We start from the raw sequence: 24,562 nt of genomic DNA on the forward strand, positions 1-24,562 counted from the left end.
GGACCGCCCCTCGTGATGTCGTAGACCGAATCAGCTCGAAAGGATGCGCCCAGCAGGGCCGCACCCGCCCGGGCGCCGCTCAGCGTCCGCGCGGTCCGGGGCGCCGCTCAGCGTCCGCGCGGTCCGGGGCGCCGCTCAGCGTCCGTCACGGCCTCAGCGACGGACGGGGGCGGTGGCAGGGTGAGGGCGTCAGGCTGGAGGGCGTGGGGTGAGGACGGCGTCCAGGAGGCCCGGGTACCGCTTGTCCACCTCGTCGCGGCGGAGTCGGACCAGTCGGCTGGTGCCGGCGGCCCGGGTGCGGGTCAGGCCCGCCTCGCGCAGCACCTTGAGGTGGTGACTGCGGGTCGCCTTGGAGACGCCGAAGTCGAAGCTGCCGCAGGCGGCCTCGCCGCCCTCGGCGAGCGCCCGCACGATCTGCAGCCGCACGTCGTCAGCGAGTGCGGCAAGCACGGCGGTGACCGGTACGGCGGTCAGGTCGGGTTCGTGCGGCTCCATGTGAGCAGTCTAACCCTTGTTCGACAACTATCGAACAACACCCTATGGTCGGTGTCGTTGGTTCGAAGATACTCGAACAAGGGAGCTGACGATGCGATCCCGCGCCGCCGCCTATCCGCTGCTCGCCGTGCTCGCCTGGGGCGCGATGTTCCCGATCCTGGCCAGCGCGCTGAGCCGGGTCGACCCGCTCAACCTGACCACCGCCCGCTATCTTCTCGCCGCCGTCATCCTGGTCGCCATCCTGCTGCTCCGCGAGGGCTCGGCCGCGCTGCGGCTCGGCGGACGAGGAGTCGAGATCGTGGTGCTCGGCGTCGTCGGCTTCGCCGGCTTTAACCTGCTCACCAACCTTGCGCTCGAACACGCCGCCCCGCAGCAGATCTCCCTCTTCGTGGCCACCACGCCGGTCATCACCCAGCTCGTCCGGTGGGCCCGCGACGGCGTACGACCGAAGCCTCTCCTGCTGGCCCTCTCCCTGGTGGCGCTCCTCGGAGTCGGCCTGGTGATCACCCGCGGGAGCCTGGCCGGGCTCGGCCAGTTCGGCCTCGGCGGGCTCATGATGATCGGCGCGGTGCTCGGCTGGGGTATCTACACGCACGGCGCCAGCCGGTTCGGCGCCTGGTCGCCGCTGCGGTTCACCACGCTCACCGCGCTCGCCGGCACGGCAGCCATGCTGGGCGCGAGCATCGGCGCCGACGCCGTCGGGTGGCAGCACGCGCCGGCCGCCGCCGACCTCGTGGCGATCACCCCGCAGTTGGCGTACGCCGTGATCGTCGCCGCCGTCGTCGCGGTGCTGGCGTGGAACACAGGTGTGCAGCGCCTCGGCGCCGCCAACGCCGCCCTGTTCATGAACCTGGTCCCGGTCACCACGTTCGTCGTGCAGATCGCCCGCGGCTACCGGCCGGAGGCGATCGAGCTGGTCGGCGCCGCGATCACCATCGCCGCCCTGGTCGCCGCGAACCTCGCCACCAGGGCGCGGACCCCGTCGGCGGCCCTGCCGCAGTCCAGCGCGGTCACCGACCCGGCCGCGGTGGTCGACCCGGTGGCGGTGGCCGCCCGCTGACCCACTCCCTGGGATACCAGGTGGAGGCCGCCGGCAACGTTGCCTAGACTTGACGGCACAACTGAATACCTCATCCAGAGGGGCTGAGGGATACGGCCCGACGACGCCCCGGCAACCACCCCGCGCGCTCACCGCTGAGCGACAGGCGGGGCAGGTGCCAATTCCGTCCCCGCCGCACCGTGCGATGCGGGGAAAGATGAGAGGACTCTCGACATGACGTCGACGCTCGCCGCCTCCGGTATCGACACCTCCGCCAGCCCCGCCCGCGCCCTGGTCTGTCGCGCCTGTTCGGCCCGCTACCCACTCGCCGCGCAGCACGCCTGTTACGAGTGTTTCGGCCCTCTGGAGGTGGACTACGACACCACTGCCCTGGGCGCGGTCACCCGGGCGCAGATCGAGGCCGGCCCGAACAACATCTGGCGGTACGCCGCGCTGCTGCCCGCCGGTCAGGACCCGGCCACCCGGGTCACCCTCGACCCCGGGCTGACCCCGCTGGTGGCGGCCCCGCTCCTCGCCGCCGAGCTGGGCATCACCGCGCCGCTGTGGGTCAAGGACGACAGCGCCAACCCGACCCACTCGTTCAAGGACCGGGTCGTCTCGGTGGCGCTGACCGCCGCGAAGGCGCTCGGTTTCACCCGGTTCGCCTGCGCGTCCACCGGCAACCTGGCCAACTCGGTGGCCGCGCACGCCGCCCGCGCCGGGGTGCCCTCGGTCGTTTTCATCCCCAGCGACCTGGAACAGGGCAAGGTCATCACCACCGCCGTCTACGGCGGTGAGCTGGTCGCCATCGACGGCTCGTACGACGACGTCAACCGGCTCTGCGGTGAGCTGGTGGAGACCGACGAATTCGAGGACACGGCGTTCGTCAACGTGAACGTCCGGCCGTACTACGCGGAGGGCTCCAAGACCCTCGGCTACGAGGTGGCCGAGCAGCTCGGCTGGCGGATCCCGGCCCAGGTGGTCATCCCGATGGCCAGCGGCGAGCTGCTCACCAAGATTGACAAGGCGTTCTCCGAGCTGGTCGAGATCGGCCTGGTCGAGGCGCCGGCCGGCGGCTGGAAGGTCTTCGGCGCCCAGTCGGCCGGCTGCAACCCGATCGCCACCGCGCTGCACGCCGACACCGACACGATCATCCCGGTCAAGCCCACAGGCATCGCCAAGTCGCTCAACATCGGCGACCCGGCCGCCGGCCTCTACGCGCTGGAGGCGGTCCGCCGCACCGGCGGTTGGATGGAGTACGCCGACGACGACGAGATCCGCGCCGGCATCCGTCAGCTGGCCCGCACCACGGGCGTCTTCGCCGAGACCGCGGGCGGGGTGACCGCGGCGGTGCTGCGCAAGCTGGTCGAGTCGGGTCGGCTCGACCCCACGGCGGAGACTGTCGTGTTCAACACCGGCGAGGGTCTGAAGACCATCGACGCGGTGGCCGGTCAGGTCGGCCCGACCCACCACATCAAGCCCAGCCTGCGCGCCGCCCGCGACGCCGGTCTCCTCGGCTGACCCTCGGGCCGTGCCGGATCACCCGGTAACTGGGTTTTCGCTGTGAGTGTGGAAAACCCGCCGGTCTGGACTTGACGGCAGGAACCGGACGGCGCAAGATGCTCCGTGCGGGAGGGCATTTCGCCGGAGACTTTTGAAGTTCTTGCGACCCAACGCCGGAGGCGTTGTGCGAGTGTCCCTCCCGACCACGTTCGATCGGGCCAGCGATTATTCGCTGGCCCGATCGCTTTCCCGGGTGTCAGGCTCCCCGCCATGAGCATCACGATCGCGTCGTTCGACGGCGCCGACCGGGTCGCGGTCGACGAGGCGTACGGGGTCGGGGTGGCGGCCACCGAGGTCGACCTTCCGGACTTCCCACCCTTCTGCCGGCGGCGCTTCGACGCGCAGTTCCACACGCCGCCCCCCGGCACCCGATCGCTCTGGGCGCTGGCCCGGCTGGACGGGGTGCCGGCCGGCTACCTCCAGCTCGACCTGCCGCAGCTCGACAACCCCGACAACGCCACCGCCGAGCTGACGGTGCATCCCGAGCTGCGGCGGCGGGGTGTCGGCCGGGCACTGCACGAGTACGGGGTGCGCCTGCTCCGTGAGCACGGCCGCAAGCGGGTGATCGGGATGGCCGTCTCCGCGCTCCCCGGTGGGCCGGCCCGATCGGCGGCCGGTGGAGCGTTCGCCGCCTCGATCGGCGCCCGGTCCGCGCTGGCCGAGGTGCGTCGCCGGCTGCACATCGCCGACATCGACCGGCTGGCGCTGCGGGCGGCCCTGGCCGAGGCCCAACCGCGGGCCGAGGGCTACCGGTCGGTCTGCTGGCAGGGGAACACCCCGCAGGAGTACGTGGCGGACGTCGCCTACCTGGACGGCCGCCTGATGATGGACGCGCCCATGGGTGACGTGCAGTGGGAGCCGGAGCAGGTGGACGCCGAGCGCATCCGGGGCAACGAGCGTGCGTTGGACGCGAAGGGCCGGCGGCGCTACCACCTCGGGATGCTCCACGAGGAGTCCGGCCGGCTGGTCGCCTGGACGCTGCTCGACGTGGGCGCCTCCGCCGACTGGCACGCGTACCAACAGATCACCCTCGTCGACCCGGCCCACCGTGGGCACCGGCTCGGCCTGATCGCCAAGGCCGAGAACCTGCACCACCTGCTCACCCACGAGCCGGCGGTACGCGTCATCGACACCTGGAACGCGGCCAGCAACAGCTACATGGTGGCGATCAACGAGCAGCTCGGGTTCCGCCCGGTGGACGCCTGGACCGACTGGCAGCTCACGCTCTGACGGTGTGCGGCCCGGCCTCCGGCTCCTCCAGCCGCCGAGCCAGCTCGCGAACCGCGTCGTGGAAGTCCTCGTCCGGGATGAACCGGTGTCCCCGTACCGGGGGCGGCACGGTGTCGGTCGGCGGCACCAGCAGGGTCTTCGGGTCGCGTACCCAGCGGTCGACCCGGCTCGCGGGGTCGTCGGGCGCCTCCGTCTCGTCGGGGCGGAAGATCCGTCCGCCGATCGGATCGGTGTACCGCCACAGGTTGACCCACCGCCAGGACAGCCGGTCACCCAACTCCCGCAGCACACGCTCGTTGACGTACGCGGGGAAGTACCTGGTGTACCTGTTGCCCAGCGGCGCGGCGTAGGTGAGCAGCGCGACCCGCCGGCGGGAGTCGTCGGGAAGTTGGAGCACCGTCGCCGCGACCAGCACGCTGCCGTGGCTCTGGCCGGAGAGCACCACCCCGGCACTGTCGGCGGTGAGTTGCCCGATCCGGCGGGTCAGCTCGGGAACCGCCCGCTCGGCGTAACAGGGCGGGGCGAGGGGATGGGCGGCGCGCGGCCAGAAGGTGGCGAGGTCCCAGAGCACCCCGACCAGCCGGATCGGGCCGGACCGGTAGGCGATGAGTCCCGCCCCGGCCAGGAACAGGGCGAACAGGCCGATCAGCAGGGCGCCCAGATCGGTCACGAAGACCACCGGGCGGGCCAGAGACAGGCCGCCCAGCCGCAGCGCGAGCGCACCGGGTCCCTGACCGCTGACCGTCAGCCCCGCCGCCGCCAGGGTGAGCACGGCCAGCACCGCGTACGCCGTCGGAAGCAGCGGCCAGAGCCGGTCTGTCCGGTCGGCGCGGACGACGGCGTCCAGGACGGCCCGCACCCGCTCCGGCGGTACGCGGGGCGCCTCGGGGAAGTCCCGTCGGATGATCTCGTCGGCCTCACGGAGCTGCCGTGCCCGCCCGATCTGGGCGCCCACCACCGCCACCAGGACCACCACCAGCACCGCCAGGGAGAAGCCGAGGGTGGCCCAGCGGTACGCGATCGGCGGCGAGAGCGGTGGCGCGCCGGGCGGCAGTGGCCGGACCGGTGTGGGGCTGGAGCCCCGGTCCAGATACTCGGCGAGGGTGTAGGTCAGCCCGGACGAGTAGGACACGGCCAGCCCGATCGCGATGGAACCCATCAGCGGGGCGCCCAGCCCGCTGATCAGGGGACGCGGGCGCGGCAGGTGGTGGCGCTGGGCCAGGACCACCAGTCCCAGCACCGCGAGCAGGACGACCTGCGCGGCGAAGAGCAGGGAGACCAGTCGACCGTACCCGGGCAGTGTGCCGGTGGCCGACCACGGCGGCCGGGGCCACAACGCGTAGCCCAGGGTCAGCGCCGTGAGCGCGACCGCTGTCCACCGCAACCCCCGGGCGTTGAGAAGGCGCTGCTCGCCGTGCCCGTCCATGGCCGACCGGCAGAGCGCGACAAGGGCGGCGACGAGCAGCACCCCGTCGGCGACCAGCAGCAGGTAGCCGGGCGGGGCGGCGTCGTGCGGCGCCAGGACCACGAGCAGCGTGGCGTCGAGCGTGCCCAGCGCCACGGCCACGTGCACCGAGCGCAGCCGGCGCAGCAGCGCCCGGTTGTCCCAGAAGGCGGGGGTGTCGAGCCGGTCCGCGCCCACGCCGGGCGTGTGCACGCCGTCCTCGGGTAGCTGCGAGGTGCGGGCGCCGGCCCGCCAGATGAGAGCGACCGCGATGATCGGCAGCACGGCCAGCAGGGCGAGGCGCTGACCCGGCGGCACGTCGCCCAGCCAGGAGATCTCCCGACGTCCCTCCAGACACCGCGGGTACGCCGCGCACTGCCAGGCGATCAGGTCCAGGGTGGCACCGACCGCGGAGAGCACGTACATCGCGGTCATCGACGCGGCCAGCAGACGGCAGAGCGCCCGAGCCACGCCGCCGGGTCGACCGGCCACCGGCAGCATCCAGATCGCGATGTTGCTGAGCATGAACGGCAGGAGCAGGACCAGCGAGAAGGTCCGGGTCGCGGTGCCGCCGGTCAAGCTGCTCCAGCGGTACGCCTCAAGCGTCGGGCCGCCCGGACCCTCCGGATCGCCGAAGCCCGGCCGGGGTCGGTAGAAGCCGGCCTCGTCGTCCCCCGCGACCCGCACCATCACCGGCCGGTCGAGGATCGTCTCCGGGCCCTTGTCGGCGACCCCGTGCACACGGATCTCCGTGATCCTCACCCGTTGTCCTCTCCTGGCCCGAGGACGGCGGGTACCCGTCGGCGTCACGCCCAATCCCGGGCCGGGCCGCACGCTGCCGCTCGGGCCCGCCTGCCGCACGCGTCGCTGTCGGGCATCCGCCCCTACTGCTCGTGGACCTGGCTGTTGCATGATGGCGGGCATGACGGAGACCCCGCATCCCCTGTACGACAGGCACGCCGACACCCTCAACCGTGCGCTGACCGCGATCACGGAGCGGGGCTACTGGTCCGCGTACCCCGAATCCCCCAGCCCCCGCGTGTACGGCGAGACCGCCGCCGCCGACGGCAAGGCCGCCTTCGAGGCGTACCTGGGTGGCGATTTCCCCCTCGACCAGCCGGGCACCGGCGAGCGGATCGCCACCGAGACGAGCCCGTTCGGGGTGGAGTTGGCGGTGCGTTACCCGCACGCCGGCACCGACGAGCTGGTCGCCGCCGCCTCCGCCGCGCTTCCGGCCTGGCGCGACGCCGGCCCGCAGGCCCGGGTGGGCGTCTGCCTGGAGATCCTCGACCGGCTGCACAAGCACATCTTCGAGCTGGCCAACGCGGTGCAGTTCACCAGCGGGCAGGCGTTCGTGATGGCCTTCCAGGCCGGCGGCGCGCACGCGTTGGACCGGGCGCTGGAGGCGCTGGCGTACGCGTACGCCGAGATGACCCGGCACCCGGGCACGGCTGGCTGGGAGAAGGCCGCAGGCAAGGGCGACCCGCTGCGGATGACCAAGACCTTCCACGTGGTCCCGCGTGGGGTGGCGCTGGTGATCGGCTGCAACACCTTCCCGACCTGGAACTCGTACCCGGGGCTGTTCGCCTCGCTTGTCACCGGCAACCCGGTGATCGTGAAGCCGCACCCGCGCGCGGTGCTGCCGCTGGCGATCACCGTGAAGTACGCCCGGGAGGTGCTCGCCGAGGCCGGGTTCGACCCGAACCTGATCATGCTGGCGGCCGAGGCGCCCGGTGAGAAGCTCGCCAGCGACCTGGCCCTGCACCGCTCTGTCAAGATCGTCGACTTCACCGGCTCCACCGAGTACGGCGACTGGCTGGAGACGCACGCCCGGCAGGCGTCGGTCTACACCGAGAAGGCCGGGCTGAACACTGTCGTCATCGACTCCACCGACGACTTCGCCGGGCTGTGCCGCAACCTCGGCTTCACGCTGACGCTCTACAGCGGGCAGATGTGCACCACCTCGCAGAACATCCTCATCCCGGCCGGTGGCATCGAGACCGACCAGGGCCACAAGAGCTTCGACGAGGTGGCCGGCGGGATCGCCGCAGCCGTCGGCAAGCTCACCGCCGACCCGGCCCGGGGCGTCGAGCTGACCGGCGCCATCGTCAACGACGGGGTGCTGGAGCGGCTGGCCGAGGTCACCAAGGTGGGTGAGCCGGTGCTGGAGTCCCGGTCCGTGGCCCACCCGTCATATGCCGACGCGGTGGTGCGTACCCCGACGATCGTGAAGCTGACGGCGGACGACGCGGAGACGTACGGCCGGGAGTGGTTCGGGCCGATCTCGTTCGCCATCGCCACCGACTCCACCGCGCACAGCCTGGAGCTGCTGCGCCGGACGGTGGGGGAGAAGGGCGCGCTCACGGCGGCGGTCTACTCCACCGACGAGGCCGTGCTGGACGCCACCGAGGCGGTGGCGGTCGAGGTCGGGGTGCACCTGTCCTGCAACCTCACCGGCGGGGTCTTCGTCAACCAGTCGGCGGCGTTCTCCGACTTCCACGGCAGCGGGGCGAACGCGGCGGCGAACTCGGCGTTGACGGACGGGGCTTACGTGGCTAACCGGTTCCGGATCGTGCAGTCTCGGCGTCACGTGTAGTGGTTGCGGTTTGGGGTTTCCGGGGCAGCCCGACCCGCTCCGGGCGGTCAGGCTTGATCCCTGCGCGGGTCGGGCTGCCCCGGAAACCCTGCGGTGAGCAGCGTTGTCGCTGACGCATCCAGCTTTTTGGGGCAGCAGAGTGGTTCTGCCTTGGGATGGGTCCTTTGTTTCTAGGCGGGTCGGCGCATTTGTAGTTCGTTCAGCTTGGGGATCGTGGGGTGGGGGACTCGTACGCCCGTGTCGGTGAAGCCCAGCCGCTGGTAGGCCCGGTAGGCGCGGTCGTTGCCGACCACCACCTCCAGCAGCAGCTCCGGCCGGCCGCAGGCTCGGGACCAGGCGGCCACCCCGTCGATCAGCTCGCCGAGCAGCCCGCTGCCCCGCCAGGCCGGCGTGACGTACACGGCGTAGATGACAGTCACCCCCGGCTCGTTCGGAGCGACAGTGCCGCCGGCGTGACCGACCAGCCGACCGCCCGGATCCGCGACGAACTGCGCGTTGTTCGGGCCGGCCGAGGTGTAGGCGACCCGGGCGGCGTACTCGCGGTGCGGCCGGGCCGCCGCGTCCGCCAGGGTCTCCAGGAAGGCCAACGGCGCGTCGGCGAGCATCTCCAGGCGTAGCGCCCGCATCCGGGCGGCGTCCTCGGGTCGAACCCGGTGGATCTCGGCCTGCCGAGCCGCGGCTGAGCCGATATCGGTGGTCATGTCTGCATGCCTACCACAGGGCGGGAGCGCCTTCGGGAGTGCCAGGGGCCGCCGTCGCTCGGCCGGATGGGCAGGTGGGTCGGACGCCAGGAATATGCCCGATTTGGGGTCGTGCGCGGCCGTCACTCCTCGTGTAGCGTGCGATTTCGGTCACCTCTTTCAGCGGCCGTCGTCGATCGCTGGGGCGGTGGTCGAGGGTGTCCGGCCGTGCCGAGCGCCCGGGCAGGCAACGCCGCGCAAGAGTGAGGGAAGTGCACCGTGGCACAGGGCACCGTTAAGTGGTTCAACGCCGAGAAGGGCTACGGCTTCATCGCCGTCGACGGCGGTCAGGACGTGTTCGTCCACTTCTCCGCGATCGAGATGGACGGCTACAAGGCGCTGGACGACGGCCAGCGGGTGGAGTTCGAGATCGCCCAGGGCCAGAAGGGCCCGCAGGCGGAACACGTACGCGTCATCGCCTGAGCGATCTCCTCGATCTCCTGGCTCGCGGATCGCCCCGATCGGCCGGCGGGTCGGGGCTGCGGTGTGGACACCCACCCGGGAAGATCGTGAACCGTTCCAGCCGATGCTGAGGAGGGTTCATGACCGACCAGTCGCCCCCACCCGCCACGCCCTCCGGGTCGGGTGAACCGAGCCCGTCCGACCCCACCTCACCCGCCTCCGGCGCGGACCCGGGCACGCCGCCGGTCTCCGGCGCGGACCCGGGGCCGCCGCCGGGATATGGCCCCGGCCCCGGAACGGCGCCCGGATATGGGCCGCCCCCGCCCGGCCCGACGCAGGGCTGGGGGCAGGCTGGCCCGGCGGGTCCGCCGGATCCCACTTGGCAGGGCGGCTGGCAGCCGCCGGCCGGTCCGCCTCCCGGTTGGGACCCCGTGCGGGGTGCCTGGGTGCCACCCGCTGGTCCGCCTCCCGGCTGGGATCCCGCCCAGGGTGGCGGAGGCCCGCCGCCGCAGGGTTGGGCCTATCCGCCCGCCGGCGGTTATCCGCCCGGGGTGGGCCCCTACGGTGGGCAGCAGTGGTATCCGGGGGCGCCGGTCGGCTGGTACCCGCCGGGTCACGGGTTCGACCCGCACGACGCCCTGGTCACTCCGCCCGGCGCCGGCATCGGGGCATGGTTCGAGCGGTGTGGGGGCGCGCTGCGCCGGGGCTGGCGGCAGTTGGTGCCGATCATGCTGCTCACGCAGGTGTTGCCGGCGGCGGTGCTCTCGGTCATCACGCTGGGTCTGGACCCGTCGCCCGGCTGGGAGGCGCAGGCCGAGATGGATGGGGCTGCCGGACTGCCGGACAACTTCGTCGCCACCGTGGCAACCCTCGTCGCCGTGCTGGCCGGCGGCAGCCTGCTGATCGGTCTGGTGCAGGCGCTGGGGTGGGCCGCCGGCAGTTGGGTGATCACCCAGCAGGCGACCGGCCGGCCCGGCGACCTCGGCTCGGCACTGCGGTACGGCCTGCGCCGGGCGCTCGGCCTGTGGGGTTGGACGCTGCTGGTCAGCCTGCTCGTCGGCATCGGTATCTGCTTCTGCGTCCTGCCGGGCATCTATCTGGCGTTCGCGTTGAGCATGGCCGGCCCGATCTACCTCTTCGAACGGCAGAACCCGATCGGCCGGTCGTTCGAAATGTTCCACGCCCGACTCGGGCTGATGCTCGGTCGGGTGGCAGTGGTGGGCGCGGCCGTGATCGTCGGCACCGCGGTTCCCGGCTTCCTGGAGTCGACGGGCACCACCGTGATCGGCACGGACCCGTTCGCCTCCCCGGGCTCGGCAGCCGGGGTGGTGGCGGTGATCGGTGTCACGGCGGTGTTGGCACTGCCGGCCCACCTCGCCCAGTTGATCGGCCTGCTTGTCACGTACGCCGAGCAACGCGCCCATGAGGCGCCGGTGAACGGGGCCGCACTGGCCGCGGAACTCGGCTGAGCGGGCCCATCGTGCTTGCACTCGGCAGGTGAGAGTGCTAAACAAGTCATTGGCACTCGCATACCGTGAGTGCCAATGGTCGGGACGGTGGGGCCAGGTTGCCCAGGCGTGGAGACGCCGGGGTGGCACATGGCCGGTCGTCGCGGGCTATCCGGCCCGGCCGAAGGACGTCGTCGTCGCCAGGTGGCGACGTCCCAAGGTGCGTACACCAGGCGGCCCATCCGGGGCACACATCTCGGGTGGCCCGTGAGTGTCCAGGAGGACAACGCCGTATGGCCAAGATGATCGCGTTCGACGAAGAGGCGCGCCGCGGCCTCGAGCGGGGCATGAACCAGCTCGCCGACGCCGTAAAGGTGACCCTCGGCCCCAAGGGCCGCAACGTCGTGCTCGAGAAGAAGTGGGGTGCCCCCACCATCACCAACGATGGTGTGAGCATCGCCAAGGAGATCGAGCTCGAGGACCCGTACGAGAAGATCGGCGCCGAGCTGGTCAAGGAGGTCGCCAAGAAGACCGACGACGTTGCCGGTGACGGCACGACGACGGCGACCGTCCTGGCCCAGGCCCTGGTTCGCGAGGGCCTGCGCAACGTAGCCGCCGGCGCCAACCCGATGGCCCTGAAGCGGGGCATCGAGGCCGCTGTCGCGAGCGTCTCGGAGGAGCTGTCCAAGCTCGCCAAGGACGTCGAGACCAAGGAGCAGATCGCCTCCACCGCCTCCATCTCCGCTGGCGACAGCACCGTCGGCGAGATCATCGCCGAGGCGATGGACAAGGTCGGCAAGGAAGGCGTCATCACCGTCGAGGAGAGCAACACCTTCGGGCTGGAGCTGGAGCTCACCGAGGGTATGCGCTTCGACAAGGGCTACATCTCGGCCTACTTCATGACCGACCCGGAGCGTATGGAGGCCGTCTTCGACGACCCGTACATCCTGATCGTCAACAGCAAGATCTCGTCGGTCAAGGACCTGCTCCCGATCCTCGAGAAGGTCATGCAGGGCGGCAAGCCGCTGCTGATCATCGCCGAGGACATCGAGGGCGAGGCCCTGGCCACCCTGGTCGTCAACAAGGTCCGGGGCACCTTCAAGTCGGTCGCCGTCAAGGCGCCGGGCTTCGGTGACCGTCGCAAGGCCATGCTGGGCGACATCGCCATCCTCACCGGTGGTCAGGTCATCAGCGAGGAGGTCGGCCTCAAGCTGGACGCCGTCAGCGTCGACATGCTGGGCCGTGCCCGCAAGGTCGTGGTGACCAAGGACGAGACCACCATCGTCGACGGTGCCGGTGACGCCGAGCAGATCCAGGGCCGGGTCAACCAGATCCGGGCCGAGATCGACAAGAGCGACTCCGACTACGACCGCGAGAAGCTGCAGGAGCGGCTGGCCAAGCTGGCCGGCGGCGTTGCGGTCATCAAGGTCGGCGCGGCCACCGAGGTCGAGCTCAAGGAGCGCAAGCACCGCATCGAGGACGCCGTTCGCAACGCGAAGGCGGCCGTCGAGGAGGGCATCGTCCCGGGTGGTGGCGTCGCGCTGGTGCAGGCCGGCAAGACCGCGTTCGACAAGCTGGACCTGGTCGGCGACGAGGCGACCGGTGCCAACATCGTCAAGGTCGCGCTGGACGCCCCGCTGCGGCAGATCGCCGTCAACGCCGGCCTCGAGGGCGGCGTCGTGGTGGAGAAGGTCCGTAACCTCGAAGCGGGTCACGGCCTCAACGCCGCCAACGGCGAGTACGTCGACCTGCTGGCCGCGGGCATCATCGACCCGGCCAAGGTGACGCGTTCGGCGCTGCAGAACGCCGCTTCCATCGCGGCGCTCTTCCTCACCACCGAGGCCGTTGTCGCGGACAAGCCGGAGAAGACCCCGGCTGCCCCGGCTGGCCCGGGTGGCGGGGACATGGACTTCTGAGTCCAGTTCCGACACACCGAACGGGGCGGGCCGCTGACGCGGTCCGCCCCGTTCGTCGTCAGGTGGGCAGTGGGCGTTGGTTGCGGCGTTTCTGCGCCCGGTCGTACGGCGGCAGCAGTTGGATCGGCGCGTCCACCATCTCCTGCGGATCCTCGGCCAGCGGCTCGCCGTCGGTGGTCATCTCGGCCAGTTGCTCGGCGTCGCCGTAGTCGAGCCTGTCGAACGGCAGTTGGCCGGGCAGGTCGCCGACCGGTTTCCAGGTGATCGGCGGGCCGTCCTCGGTCTGGTCGTCATCCGTGGTCATGGCTGCCTCCTCTACCGAAACGGTAGGGGGCGTCGATGGGTCGTGCGGGCAAATGGATTCATGTCCCATTTGCCCTCTCACGTCACCGGTAGGGTCCGCCGGTACAGGAAGAAGACCCGCTCGATGCGGGCACCAGCGCTGCCGGAGTAGAACGGCACCGGCCCCACCCAGCCGATCTGCGCCCGGTCCACCCCCGCCGCCCGCTGGTCGCGCAGGCAGCGTCGCAGCAGCACCCCGCCGATGCCCGAACCCTCGGCGGAGGGCGCGGTGCCCATCGGCCCGAACCAGCTCGGCCGGGACGACCCGTAGGCCGCGAAGCCCAGCACCTCGCCGGCCCGCTCCGCCAGGTGGCAGCCGGCCCCCGTGCGGCCCACCGACCCGGCCAGCTCACCGTCCCAGGTGCCGCCGAAGGTGGAACGGGCGAACGCCTCCAGCGCCGGCAGGTCCGCGGGCTCCGCCCGGCGTACCGTGACGCCCTGCCCGGCCAGTCGCCGCTCCGCGGCCTCCGTGGACCGCAGCGCCGGCGACTCGTCGTACGACAGGTCCGCGGTCATGTTCCACGCGGTCCGGTCCTGGTGGTAGCCGAGGGCCAGGGCGGCGCACACCGCTGGCGTGTAGCGCACGTCGATGCCCGGCCAGGCGTAGTACGGCGGGTTTCCGGCCAGCAGCACCTCGGTGACGCCACGCTGGCCGAGTGCCTGCTCGGCCCGCGCCAACAGCGTGCGGCCCACCCCCCGACGGCGCTGCCCGGGGAGCACCGCGACCAGGTCCACGTGCCCGATGCCCACCTCGGTCGGCGACACCGAGCAGAGCAGCACCCCGACCAGGTCGTTTCCCCGGTACGCGCCCAGCCCGACCACCTGCCGGTCGGCGGCTGCCCGGGTCCACAGCACGTCCACGATGGCGGCCGCCTCGGCGGCGTCCTCGGGCAGGTCGAGCGCCTGCGCGCAGAACCGTGCCACGGCGGGCGCGAGGTCGGGGCTGAGCTCGGCGACGGTGATCTCGGCGTCCATGGTCGCCGACCCTAGATCACCCGCTGCTGGAGCCCGGCGTTCACCCCTGGGCGGCGCGGACGGCGGCGTACGCGTCGACCTGACCGGCGCCTGTGACGTTCGCCGGGCCGCCGCAGGCGTCGGTGGGTTTGTCGGAGCGGTACGTCGGCTGGGCAGGCGTGGCGGTGTCGCGCAGGATCTGCCGGGTCCGGGCCAGGTCGCCGACAAGCGCCGGGTTCGCCGACCACATGAGCGCGACCACGCCCGCCACCTGCGGGGTCGCCATCGACGTGCCGTCCAGCGCCGCGTACCCGCCGCCGGGCATGGCCGACACCACGCCCACCCCGGGCGCGAGGACATCCGGTTTGCCCGTGCCGCCCGGCACCGGACCGCGTGAGGAGAAGTCGGCCACCCGCCGCTGCGCGTCCACCGCGCCCACGGTCAGCACGTTCGGGTACGGAGCGGGCGGGTCGTCGATCGACGCGCACCACGGGCCGGTGTTGCCGGCCGCGGCGACCACGAAGATCCCGGCGGCGTCCAGCGCCGTCGTGGCCGGGAGCAGCGCCCCCGGGTCGCAGCCCTCGATCGCCGGGCACCCCCACGAGTTGGTAAGCACCTGCGGGGCGCGCTCCGGCCGGCCGTCGGTGAACGGGTCACCGCCGGCCGGGAAGGGTGCCAGCATGAACTGGAGGCAGTCCAGGTAGTGCCCCGGGCTGCCCAGGTTGCGGTCCAGGTTGACGCAGCCCACCCACTGCGCGTCCGGTGCCACCCCGATGCCGTTCCGCCCGACGGCGCTGCCCACCGTGTGGGTGCCGTGCCCGCCCTGGTCATTCGGTGCCCGGGTGCCGTCCCACGGGTCGTACCAGGAGTCGTCCCCGCCACGGAACCCTGCCCGTAGCGCCGGATGGCCGCCGTCCACGCCGGAGTCGGAGCTGCCGACCACGATGCCCCTGCCGGTCACCCCCAGCTGGGACCAGACGCGGTCCGCCCCGAGCTGACGGATGTTCCACTCCGGGCCACTGGGCGCGGGCGCGGTGCCCCGGCTCTGCCCCGCCGGTGCCGGCAGAGGCCGCAGACGCTGGCTGACAAGCACCCGGGCCACCTCGGGTCGCCGCGCCAGCCAGGCCCGTACCGCCGGGCCGCCATCCACCTCGACCGCGTTGACCAGGTAGTACGACACCGGGTTCAGCCGTAGCCTCCCCGCCGTGCGGCGCAGGTCGGTCTGGCTGCGCTCGGCGGTGGTCACCAGTCGTCGGTAGACCTCCGCCGCCCGGGCGTCCCGGCCGGCCTGCCCGGGGGCGCCGGCCGGGATGCCGGTCAGGTCGGCCTGCTCGCGCAGCACCACGAGCAGCCGCTCCCCGTACAGGCCGGGTTGCCCGGGCCCGACGTCGACAACACCCACAGTCACCAGCAGGACCGCCGCCGCCAGCGCCGCTGTCCGCCGACTCGGCGTACGCGCCGCCGGCCGGGCCAGCAGCACCGCGTACCCGATGGCGACCACTACCGCGACGGCGAGGCCGGCGCCGGCGGCGGCCGCCACCCAGAACGGGACGTCCCGGGTGCCGATCAGCAGGAGCGTGATCTCCTCCGGGTCGGTGAAGGCCAGCGGTCCCAGCGCGGCCAGGCCCACCAGCCAGCCGGTCGCCGTCCGGCCGGCCCGTGCGGCATCGGCCGGGTCGGCCGTGGGCCGCCAGGCTGCGGCCCACAGCGCGGCGAGCGCGAAGCCCGTCGGTGGCAGGGTCAGCAGGGCGGGCAACTGCGCGCCCGACTGGCCGGTGCCGGCCGCGAGGAGCAGCAGTGCCACCCCGGCGACCAGGCCCCCGACCAGGACCAGCCGGGCCGGTCGGGGCGGTCGGCCGACCGCGAACCTGGCCCAGAAGGTGACGTCCAACAGCGTCGCGGCCAGCACCCCGAGCGCGGCCGCCGCCAGCAGCGCGAGAGTTGTCTCCAGGAGCCCGCCGAGCGCGCCCAGCCAGACCCACGGCAGCAGCAGCGCCAGACCGGCGGCGATCGCGAGCAGCGGTACCGGCCCGGGCCGGAGCGATCCACGCCGGCCCCCGACCGGCCCGGGGAACTCGACGGCCTGGGCTCGGGCGACGTCGCGGTTCAGGGCCGCGCCGCCGGCCCGCGAGGCGGTCGCGTCGGGCGCGGTGAAGACGTCCGGCCCGGACGATCGTCGCGCCGACCAGGCCACGGTGAGCGCGCTGAGCAACGCGGCGGCGGCCAGCCCGGCGAGGTACGCCTCGTGGTGCACCGGCGGCAGAGCGCGCAGCACTGTGAGCACCCCGAGGACGAGTGCCCCGCTCAGCCAGACCCGCCCGACGGCCCGGACCGTTGTCGACCGGGGCAGTACGGCAAGTAGCAGCGCGGGCGTGCCCACCAACACGATGACTGTCAGGCCGAGCACCGGCCAGAGCCAGCCGACCCGGTCCCGTCCGAAGCCCAGCAGCACCTGGTCGGTGACCCAGCCGCCGGTCTGGGTGGCCGCGGTGACCGGGACCGTCCAGCAGCCCACCAGCACGGCGGCGACCACCGACCATGGGGAGTTGCGGTCGCCGAGGCCGGGTCGCGCAGGTTGACCGTGCATCCGAGAACCTTACGACCACCTCGAGCAGTCTCGAATCGAAGAACGGCGCGGATCTTGGACCGTTTCCGTTCGGCGCGAACGGAAACTGTCAAAGATCTGAGAGCGCAGCCGTGGGGCGGGGCGCGGCGGCGAATGTCGACACGCTCGCCCGGCGGTTACGGTGGATGGGTGCGTGACCCCAACATCTCCCGATCCGTCGCCGGGCAGCTCTCGCCGGTCCGCCGTACGGCCGACCTGCGCCGACTCCGCGCCGAGCGCTTCGACGTGCTGGTCATCGGGGGTGGGGTGACAGGTGCGGGCGCCGCCCTGGACGCGGCGTCCCGGGGCCTGAAGGTGGCCCTGGTCGAGGCGCGCGATCTCGCCTCGGGCACGTCGAGCCGATCCAGCAAGCTCATCCATGGCGGGTTGCGCTACCTGGAGCAGTTGGAGTTCCACCTGGTCCACGAGGCGTTGACCGAGCGGGGCCTGCTGGCGACCCGGCTCGCGCCGCACCTGGTCCGCCCGGTGCCGTTCCTGGTGCCGCTGCCGGCCGGCCGGGGCCTGCGGGACCTGCCCGCCCGGATCTTCCGCCGCTCGTACTACGGGGCGGGCGTGGCGGCGTACGACGCCTTCGCCGGTCTCTTCGGCGGTGGCCGGGGCATGCCGCTGCACCGGCACCTGACCCGGGAGGGGGCGCGGCGGATCTTCCCGAGCCTGCGGGCCGACGCCCTGGCCGGGGCGATCCGCTACTACGACGGGCAGGTCGACGACGCCCGGCTGGTCGTCACCCTCGCCCGCACCGCGGCCAGCCTCGGCGCCACGGTGGTGAGCAGTGCCCGCGCCGTCGGGCTGATCCGGCAGGCGCGGGAGGTGACAGGCGTCCGGGTGCGCGACCTGGAGGCACCGGCTGGCTCCCCGGACGCCGAGTTCGAGGTGCACGCCCGCACCGTCATCGCGGCCACCGGCGTGTGGAGCGACGACATGTCCCGGATGCTCAACGACGTGGGTCTGCGGCCCGGCGTCCGGGTGCGCGCCTCGAAGGGGGTGCACCTGGTGGTGCCCCGCTCGGCGATCACCGGCGAGACGGGGCTCATCCTGCGGACGGCCAGCTCGGTGCTCTTCGTCATCCCGTGGGGCGGGCACTGGATCATCGGCACGACGGACACCGACTGGCGACTGGACCGGTCCCACCCGGCGGCCTCGGCCCGCGATATCGACTACCTGTTGCAGCAGGTGAACACCGTGCTGGACCGGCCGCTGACCACCGCCGACATCGAGGGTGTCTACGCCGGGTTGCGCCCGCTGCTGGCCGGCGAGGCCGACTCCACCTCGAAGCTCTCCCGTGAGCACGCGGTGTTCGAGCCGATGCTCGGGCTGCTGCTGGTCGCCGGCGGCAAGTACACGACGTACCGGGTGATGGCGTCCGACGTGGTCGACAGGGCCGTACGCCGGTTGGGTGGCGGCCGCGCGTCGCGTACCGCCGATCTGCCGCTGCTCGGCGCCGACGGCTACCCGGCGATGTGGCGGGACCGGGCCGACCTGGCCCGCCGACACGGCGTGCCGGTGGGCGTGGTGGAGCACCTGCTGGAGCGGTACGGCACCCTCGCGCTCGACCTGCTGGCGCTCATCGACGCCGATCCGCTGCTGGCGTCGCCGCTGGCCGGCGCTCCGGAGTACCTGGCGGCGGAGGTCACCTACGCGGCGCGGGCCGAGGGCGCGCTGCACCTGGAGGACGTGCTGACCCGACGGACCCGGATCTCGTTCGAGACCAGCCACCGTGGCCTGGAGTCGGCCGAGCACACCGCCGAGCTGATGGGTGGGGTGCTCGGGTGGGACGCGGCGAGGAGCGCCCGCGAGGTCGAGCACTACCGCGCACGGGTGGAGGCGGAGCGGCAGTCCCAGCTGATGCCGGACGACGCGGGGGCGGACGCGGCCCGGCTCGGCGCGCCGGACGTACGGGGTTACGCGGCGGACCGCGGTGACGACGACCAGGCTGAGCTGCGCCCGACGGCGAGATGACCGAAAAGCGACGTTACCGAGTGGTAACTATAGATACCGGCCCGGATGGTGGTTTCTAACGCTACCTACGGTGGGGTAGGTTTCCGCGCGTGCTGTACCGCGCGCGCCCCCGTCTGGTCACACCCCTTCTCGCCGTGGTGCTCGCCGCCGCCCTGGCCGGGTGCTCCCTGTTCGGCCGCGATGACGCCGACACGCCCGTCGCCCCACCGCCGGCCGGCTCGGCAGCCGGGGGATCGACACCCGAGATCCCGACGACGGTCGCCAAGGGCCAGGTCAGCCTCATCCAACGGCTCGGTGCCGACGCCCCGCTGCGGACGTTGAGCGTCGAGCGGGACGGCTCCTGGCAGTGCCTCGACTGTGCCGGCGACGGGGTCACCTCCCGGGGCCGGCTGGCTCCGGAGCAGACCGAACGCCTCCAGGTGCTGCTCGCCGACCCCCGGCTCACCGAGGAGACCGACCAGGTCCGGCGGTACCGGACGACCTGCATCGACGCGCTGACGTCCAGCCTGCTCACCTCGTCCGGGCTGGTCACCTCGCAGGACTGCCCGGGTGAGGAACGCCCGACGGTGGCGGGGGAGATCCTGCTGCTGCTCACCCAGGCCACCCCGGCCGAGGTCAAGGGCTGACCCCGATCAGAGCACCTTGCCGGGGTTGAGCAGGCCGGCCGGGTCCAGCGCCGCCTTGATGGCCTGGTGCACGCGTACGCCGACCGGGCCGATCTCCCGCGCCAGCCAGTCCCGTTTGAGCAGCCCCACGCCGTGCTCGCCGGTGCAGGTGCCGCCCAGGTCCAGGCCGAGACGCATGATCTCGTCGAACGCCCGCCGGCCCCGCTCCACGCTGGCCGGGTCGGCCCTGTCGACGACGATGTTCGGGTGCATGTTGCCGTCCCCGGCGTGGCCCACCACGCCGATCGGCACGTCGCAGTCCGCCGCGATCCGGGCCACCCCGTCCAGCAGTGCGGCGAGCGCGCCCCGAGGCACCGCCACGTCGTCGATCACCAGGCCGCCGCTGCCGTCCGGGTGGGTGTCGGCGGCGAACTTCTCCATCGCCGGATGGGCGAGCCGGCGAGCCTGCAACAACGCCGCCGCCTCCACCGCGTCGGTGGCCGCGTAGACCTCCTCGGCGCCGGCCGCCTCGCACACCTCGGCCAGGGCGGCCAGGTCCTCGCCGGCCCGGCTGCCGGTGTCGGCGGCGGCCAGCAACAGGGCCTGTGCGTCGGTCCGCAGCCCCATCGGCTGGTACGCCTCGATCGCCCGCAGGTGGGTCTGGTCCAGCAGTTCCAGCAGGCTGGGCGTGAGGCCCCGCGCGGCGATCTGGGCCACCGCAGCGCCGGCCGCCGCAGTGGAGCCGAAGACCGCCACCAGGGTCAGCGAGTCGGCCGGGGCGGGCCGCAGCGCCACCGTCACCTCGGTGATCACGCCGAGGGTGCCCTCCGAGCCGACGAAGAGTCGCGTCAGGTCGTAGCCGGCCACCCCCTTGGCGGTCCGCCGCCCGGTGCGCAGCACCTCGCCGGAGGCGAGCACCACCTCCAGGCCGAGCACGTACTCGGTGGTCACGCCGTACTTCACGCAGCACATGCCGCCGGCGTTGGTGGCCACGTTGCCGCCGATCGTGGACGAATCCCAGGAGCCGGGATCCGGCGGGTACCAGAGGCCCTTTCTGGCGACCGCCGCGGCGAGCGCGGCGTTGACCACGCCGGGCTGGACCACCGCGATCCGGCTCACCGGGTCGATCTCCCGGATCTCGTCCATCGCGACGGTGCTGAGCACCACCGCGCCGTCCACCGCGTTCGCCGCGCCGGCCAGCCCGGTCCGCGCGCCCTGCGGCACCAGCGGTACGCCGTGCCGCGCCGCCGCCCGCACCACCGCCACCACCTGCTCGGTGGTACGCGGGCGGGTCACCACGAGGGGTACGCCGGCGGCGCAGAGGTCGGCCTCGTCGCGCTGGTGCACGCGCAGCAGGTCCGGGTCGGTGAGCACGGCGTTCTCGCCCAGGGCGGCGCGCAGGTCGTCGAGGAGTCCGGTGGGGGCCATGCCGCCGAGGCTAGGTCGCCGACCACCGATCATCAACGCGGGCTAGCTTGGGCACCATGCTCTACCTGGACCGGCCAGCCTGGCCGTGGCGCGGTCGACTCTGGTCGCACCTGATCAGCGACGTCTCCTACGCCGAGTTGCACGCCTTCGCCGAGGCGCTTGGCGCACCCCGGCGCGGCTTCGACCGGGACCACTACGACATCCCGGCCGACCGGTTCGCGGCGGCGGTGTGGCTCGGAGCCCGGGTGGTGCCGAGCCGGGAACTGGTCCGGTTGCTCCGGGACGCCGGACTGCGTCGACCGAAGCACCTGGTCAACCCGGGATCGTCGGCGGCCCGGTGAGTGCGGCCAGCTCACGGCGCAGGTTGTCCCGGGCCGGCTGCTCCCACCTGGCGGCCAGCGGCGGCAGCCGGAACAGCGCGGGCAACGCCAGCAGCCCGGTGAGCACGGCAGCCCGTCCGGTCCGGAAGGCCGGCTCGGGCACGTGCGCGTACTCCCGCCTGATCGCCGCCGCGTAGCGGTCGTAGGCGGGCGGCGGCCCGGCCAGCACGGCGAGGTCCGCGTCGCAGAGCAGGGCGCCGTCGGCGTCGCCGGGCGCCACCGCGTGCCCGGCGGTGAGCAGGACGAGCCGGCGCACCTCGGCCACCGCCGTCGCCGGCACCCCGAGCCCGGTGAGCAGGCGTCCGGCCAGCGCGGCGCTGTCCCGTTCGTTGGTGTCGCCCGGGGCGTGGGGATCGTAGATCGCGTCGTGACACCAGGCGGCCAACCGGACCAGGTCCGGCCTGTCGGCCAGTGCGGCATGCCGGTCCACCACGTCGAGGACGACGCTCAGGTGCGCCACCGTGTGGTACTGCCGGTGTGGCTCCCGCCACCGGGCGAGCAGTTCCTCCCCGGCTCGGGTGCAGCGCTCGTCGGGTTTCGCCCCGGCACCGCGGGCCGTCGCCCGCCACCGGTCCAGCAGATCGGCCACCGCCCGAGTCTGCCGCATGCGGGCACCACGCGGGCGGGAGGATTCAGCGCGCCCGCCACGGGTAGTCGCGCCCATGGCGGTGGCCCGGGACAGAAAACCTCCGGTGGTGCGTCGTGCCCCGTTGCGCGAAGGTCTGGTGGACGTCGACGGGGCGCGCATCGCGGAGGCCACCGAGCAGCTGCGGCACCGTGGCCGTGCCACCCTGCACGACCGGCTGCACCGGGTACGGATGGCGGGTGGGCTGGCAGTTCAGGCCGGGTTGGCGGCCGGGTTGGCGTACCTCATCTCGCACAAGGTGCTGGGTAACCCGCAGCCGGTCTTCGCGCCGATCTCCGCGGTGGGCACGTTGGCCGCGTCGGTCGGGCAGCGGTTCCGCCGCACCATGGAGCTGATCATCGGCGTGGGCGTCGGGGTGGCCGTCGGCGACTTCCTCATCTACCTGCTCGGCACCGGCGCGTGGCAGCTCGGGCTGGTGGTCACTGTGGCGATCCTGCTCACCATCTTCGCCGGTGCGAGCGTCGCCATCGTCATCCAGGCGGCGGCCACGGCGGTGCTGATCGTGACGTTGAGCCCGTCCACCCAGAACCTGGAGATCCCCCGCTTCGTCGACGCCTTCCTCGGCGGTGGCGTCGCGTTGCTCGTGACGGCGGTGCTGCTGCCACTGAATCCGCTCCGGGTGATCAACCGGGCCGCGCGACCGGCGCTGGATCTGCTCGCCGCCCAGCTCGACGCCACCGCCGACGGGCTGCGCGGCCGGGACCGGGCCGCCATCCAACGGGCGCTGGAGCGGTTGCGCAACAACAAGGACGAGCTGGCCACCCTGTCCGAGGCGATCGAGGGCGCGAAGGAGACGGCGACCCTGTCGCCGGCCCGCTGGCACCGCCGGGGCGAGCTGATCCACTACGCGGAGGCAGCCGACCCGATCGACCGCGCGATGCGCAACAGCGGCACGCTGATCCGCCGGTCCGTCACCCTGATCGAGGACGACGAGCCGGTACCGGACACGATGCCGGACTCGATCGGTCACCTCGCCGAGTCGGTCCGCCTGCTCAAACACGAGTTCGCGGCCGGCGAGGAGCCGCAGAAGGCGCGGGAGCGGTCGCTGCGGGCCGTCAGTGAGGCCGGCCGGGCGTACGGGGCCGGGGTCGGCTTCTCCGGCAGTGTCGTGATCGCCCAGATCCGGACCACGGCGAGTGACCTGCTGGTGGCCTCCGGCGTCGAGCAGGAGGAGGCGAACCGGTGGATCCGGACGTCCTTCGGGGAGCAGGAGCGGCCGGTCGGCGAACCGGCCGAGCCGGGCGAGGCGCCGAAACCACCCACCGCCCCGCCCGTCGGCTGAGCGCGGACGGTCAGGCCCAGCCCACAGCTCAGCCCAGTTCGGCGAGCGCGGCGAGCAGCCGGTCGACCTGGGCGGCGGTGCTGCCCAGACCGATGCTGGCGCGCAACGCGGTCGGCGGAAGATCCCGCCGGCCGGTACGCCCGCCAGCCTCGCCGAGCAGCCGCCGGGCCAGCGGGTGGGCGCAGAACAGCCCATCCCGTACGCCGATCCGGTGCTCCGTGGCCAGCCGGGCGGCCACCGCGGCGGAGTCCCAGCCGGCCACCACGAACGAGACGATGCCGACCCGGGGCGCGTCGGGGCCGAAGGTGCGCAGCTCCACCACGTGCGGCAGGGCGGCGAGGCCGGCGCGCAGCCGGGCCAGCAACGCCTGCTCGCGGGCGGCCAGCGCGACCCGGTCGGCGTCGGCCAGCGCCGCGCACACCGCCGCCAGCGCCACCGCGCCCAGCAGGTTCGGGGTGCCACCCTCGTGTCGGGCCGGGCCGCTCGCCCAGGTCACGTCGTGGGTGGCCGGCCCGACGTGGCTGGTGGCGCCGCCACCGGCCAGGTACGGCGTGGCGGCGTCCAGCCAGTCCGCGCGGCCGATGAGCACACCAGCGCCGAACGGGGCGTACAGCTTGTGGCCGGAGACGGCCAGGTAGTCCACGTCGAGCGTGTGCATGTCGACGGGCGCGTGCGGGGCGAGTTGCGCGGCGTCGAGTGCGATCCGCGCGCCGTGCCGGTGGGCCACCCGGGCCAGCTCGGCGATCGGCCACAGCTCGCCTGTCACGTTGCTGGCCCCGGTCACCGCGACGAGCACCGGCAGCGCGGGATTGCTGTCGCGGCGCAGTTCGGTGAGGGCGGCGGCGAGAGCGCGTACCGCCCCGGCGGGGTCGGCGGGCACCGGCAGGCGCACCGAGCCGCGTGGCCAGGGCAGCAGGTTGGCGTGGTGCTCGCCCGCGAAGGTGACGACTGCCGTGCCGGCGGGCAGCGACCGGGCCAGCAGGTTGAGGGCGTCGGTGGTGTTCCGCGTGAAGATCACGTGGTCGTCGGCGCGGGCACCGAAGAAGTCGCCGACCGTCTGCCGGGCCCGCTCGTAGGCAAGCGTGCAGCGCCGCGACAGCGCTCCCGCGCCACGGTGCACGCTGGCGTACCAGGGGAGCAGTTCGGTCACCGCGTCGGCCGCGGCCCGCGCGCACGGCGCGGTGGCCGCGTAGTCGAGGTTGATCTCGCCGGGTACGCCGAGCACGTCGAGCGCGCCCGACGGTGCGGACGCGACGGTGGGCAGGGCGGGCAGCGAGGGTACGAGGGTGACGGACACGCCGGAACCTCCGGGGTCAGGGACCCCGGGTGTGGTGTCGGGACGGGGTCCGCGCTTGCCCAGCATGCCGATCGGGCTGGGCCCGGTCATCACCCGGGGCACCCCACCGCGAACTCGACGAGGGTTGCCGGCCAGCAAGCCGGGGCTGAACGCTGGCACTCGTGACCTGC

The 24,562-nt window shown here is 73.0% G+C and carries 20 protein-coding genes and 2 riboswitches; of the genes, 11 read left to right on the forward strand and 9 right to left on the reverse strand.

Annotated elements, in window-relative coordinates:
• Positions 1–189: 189 nt before the first annotated feature.
• On the reverse strand, positions 190–495 hold the full coding sequence (locus ACLQ26_RS12750) for an ArsR/SmtB family transcription factor (protein WP_358103261.1): 306 nt from the start codon (positions 493–495) through the stop codon (positions 190–192).
• 91 nt (positions 496–586) lie between these two features.
• On the opposite strand from ACLQ26_RS12750, the gene ACLQ26_RS12755 reads away from it, so the two are divergent.
• The 3 genes from ACLQ26_RS12755 to ACLQ26_RS12765 all read left to right on the forward strand — a co-directional run bounded on the left by ACLQ26_RS12755 (position 587) and on the right by ACLQ26_RS12765 (position 4,327).
• Entirely contained in the window at positions 587–1,555 is a 969-nt protein-coding gene (locus tag ACLQ26_RS12755; protein WP_425744606.1) for a DMT family transporter, read from the forward strand.
• A gap of 67 nt (positions 1,556–1,622) precedes the next feature.
• Positions 1,623–1,758: riboswitch (SAM riboswitch) on the forward strand.
• Positions 1,759–1,768: 10 nt separating this feature from the next.
• Positions 1,769–3,055 carry a threonine synthase gene (gene thrC, locus ACLQ26_RS12760; RefSeq protein WP_425744607.1) on the forward strand — a complete coding sequence of 429 codons (1,287 nt, stop codon included), beginning with the start codon at positions 1,769–1,771 and terminating at the stop codon, positions 3,053–3,055.
• A gap of 252 nt (positions 3,056–3,307) precedes the next feature.
• Complete coding sequence (locus ACLQ26_RS12765) at positions 3,308–4,327, forward strand: GNAT family N-acetyltransferase (RefSeq protein WP_425744608.1); 1,020 nt, start codon at positions 3,308–3,310, stop codon at positions 4,325–4,327.
• On the opposite strand, the gene ACLQ26_RS12770 is transcribed toward ACLQ26_RS12765, so the two are convergent.
• A complete protein-coding gene (locus ACLQ26_RS12770) occupies positions 4,317–6,533 on the reverse strand; it encodes a hypothetical protein (protein ID WP_425744609.1) in 2,217 nt (738 codons plus the stop codon). The genes ACLQ26_RS12765 and ACLQ26_RS12770 overlap by 11 nt on opposite strands.
• 160 nt (positions 6,534–6,693) lie before the next feature.
• Between ACLQ26_RS12770 and paaN the strand changes: the two genes are divergently transcribed.
• A complete protein-coding gene (gene paaN, locus ACLQ26_RS12775; protein WP_425744610.1) occupies positions 6,694–8,367 on the forward strand; it encodes a phenylacetic acid degradation protein PaaN in 1,674 nt (557 codons plus the stop codon).
• 170 nt (positions 8,368–8,537) lie between these two features.
• On the opposite strand, the gene ACLQ26_RS12780 is transcribed toward paaN, so the two are convergent.
• Positions 8,538–9,068 (reverse strand): GNAT family N-acetyltransferase, encoded by a 531-nt coding sequence (locus tag ACLQ26_RS12780; RefSeq protein ID WP_425744611.1) that lies wholly within the window; start codon positions 9,066–9,068, stop codon positions 8,538–8,540.
• Between the two features lie 258 nt (positions 9,069–9,326).
• Between ACLQ26_RS12780 and ACLQ26_RS12785 the strand changes: the two genes are divergently transcribed.
• From ACLQ26_RS12785 to groL, 3 genes are all read left to right on the forward strand, one after another.
• Positions 9,327–9,530, forward strand: a complete 204-nt coding sequence (locus ACLQ26_RS12785; protein ID WP_039909088.1) for a cold-shock protein — start codon at positions 9,327–9,329, stop codon at positions 9,528–9,530.
• Between the two features lie 425 nt (positions 9,531–9,955).
• Positions 9,956–10,978, forward strand: a complete 1,023-nt coding sequence (locus ACLQ26_RS12790; RefSeq protein WP_425744612.1) for a hypothetical protein — start codon at positions 9,956–9,958, stop codon at positions 10,976–10,978.
• A gap of 272 nt (positions 10,979–11,250) precedes the next feature.
• On the forward strand, positions 11,251–12,873 hold the full coding sequence (gene groL, locus ACLQ26_RS12795) for a chaperonin GroEL (RefSeq protein WP_363684641.1): 1,623 nt from the start codon (positions 11,251–11,253) through the stop codon (positions 12,871–12,873).
• Between the two features lie 58 nt (positions 12,874–12,931).
• Here groL and ACLQ26_RS12800 read toward each other — a convergent pair whose 3' ends face one another.
• From ACLQ26_RS12800 to ACLQ26_RS12810, 3 genes are all read right to left on the reverse strand, one after another.
• A complete protein-coding gene (locus ACLQ26_RS12800; protein ID WP_393299847.1) occupies positions 12,932–13,177 on the reverse strand; it encodes a hypothetical protein in 246 nt (81 codons plus the stop codon).
• Positions 13,178–13,254: 77 nt separating this feature from the next.
• Positions 13,255–14,190 (reverse strand): GNAT family N-acetyltransferase, encoded by a 936-nt coding sequence (locus tag ACLQ26_RS12805; RefSeq protein WP_425744613.1) that lies wholly within the window; start codon positions 14,188–14,190, stop codon positions 13,255–13,257.
• A 40-nt stretch (positions 14,191–14,230) separates the two neighbouring features.
• On the reverse strand, positions 14,231–16,756 hold the full coding sequence (locus tag ACLQ26_RS12810; RefSeq protein WP_425744614.1) for a S8 family serine peptidase: 2,526 nt from the start codon (positions 16,754–16,756) through the stop codon (positions 14,231–14,233).
• A gap of 183 nt (positions 16,757–16,939) precedes the next feature.
• Between ACLQ26_RS12810 and ACLQ26_RS12815 the strand changes: the two genes are divergently transcribed.
• A complete protein-coding gene (locus tag ACLQ26_RS12815; RefSeq protein WP_425744808.1) occupies positions 16,940–18,754 on the forward strand; it encodes a glycerol-3-phosphate dehydrogenase/oxidase in 1,815 nt (604 codons plus the stop codon).
• Positions 18,755–18,843: 89 nt separating this feature from the next.
• The gene (locus tag ACLQ26_RS12820; RefSeq protein ID WP_425744615.1) at positions 18,844–19,380 is read left to right on the forward strand and encodes a hypothetical protein; all 537 of its coding nucleotides are present in this window, start codon (positions 18,844–18,846) and stop codon (positions 19,378–19,380) included.
• A 6-nt stretch (positions 19,381–19,386) separates the two neighbouring features.
• Here ACLQ26_RS12820 and ACLQ26_RS12825 read toward each other — a convergent pair whose 3' ends face one another.
• The gene (locus ACLQ26_RS12825; protein ID WP_425744616.1) at positions 19,387–20,787 is read right to left on the reverse strand and encodes an FAD-binding oxidoreductase; all 1,401 of its coding nucleotides are present in this window, start codon (positions 20,785–20,787) and stop codon (positions 19,387–19,389) included.
• 56 nt (positions 20,788–20,843) lie between these two features.
• On the opposite strand from ACLQ26_RS12825, the gene ACLQ26_RS12830 reads away from it, so the two are divergent.
• Positions 20,844–21,128, forward strand: a complete 285-nt coding sequence (locus ACLQ26_RS12830; protein ID WP_363684629.1) for a DUF4031 domain-containing protein — start codon at positions 20,844–20,846, stop codon at positions 21,126–21,128.
• On the opposite strand, the gene ACLQ26_RS12835 is transcribed toward ACLQ26_RS12830, so the two are convergent.
• Positions 21,100–21,774, reverse strand: a complete 675-nt coding sequence (locus tag ACLQ26_RS12835) for an HD domain-containing protein (protein WP_425744617.1) — start codon at positions 21,772–21,774, stop codon at positions 21,100–21,102. The two genes, ACLQ26_RS12830 and ACLQ26_RS12835, sit on opposite strands and share 29 nt — an antisense overlap.
• 118 nt (positions 21,775–21,892) lie before the next feature.
• Between ACLQ26_RS12835 and ACLQ26_RS12840 the strand changes: the two genes are divergently transcribed.
• On the forward strand, positions 21,893–23,095 hold the full coding sequence (locus ACLQ26_RS12840) for an FUSC family protein (RefSeq protein ID WP_425744809.1): 1,203 nt from the start codon (positions 21,893–21,895) through the stop codon (positions 23,093–23,095).
• 28 nt (positions 23,096–23,123) lie between these two features.
• On the opposite strand, the gene ACLQ26_RS12845 is transcribed toward ACLQ26_RS12840, so the two are convergent.
• Positions 23,124–24,392 (reverse strand): aminotransferase class V-fold PLP-dependent enzyme, encoded by a 1,269-nt coding sequence (locus ACLQ26_RS12845; RefSeq protein WP_425744618.1) that lies wholly within the window; start codon positions 24,390–24,392, stop codon positions 23,124–23,126.
• A 46-nt stretch (positions 24,393–24,438) separates the two neighbouring features.
• Positions 24,439–24,559: riboswitch (SAM riboswitch) on the reverse strand.
• Between the last annotated feature and the right edge of the window lie 3 nt (positions 24,560–24,562).

The sequence above is a fragment of the Micromonospora sp. DT43 genome, from assembly GCF_049841645.1.
Lineage (GTDB): Bacteria > Actinomycetota > Actinomycetes > Mycobacteriales > Micromonosporaceae > Micromonospora.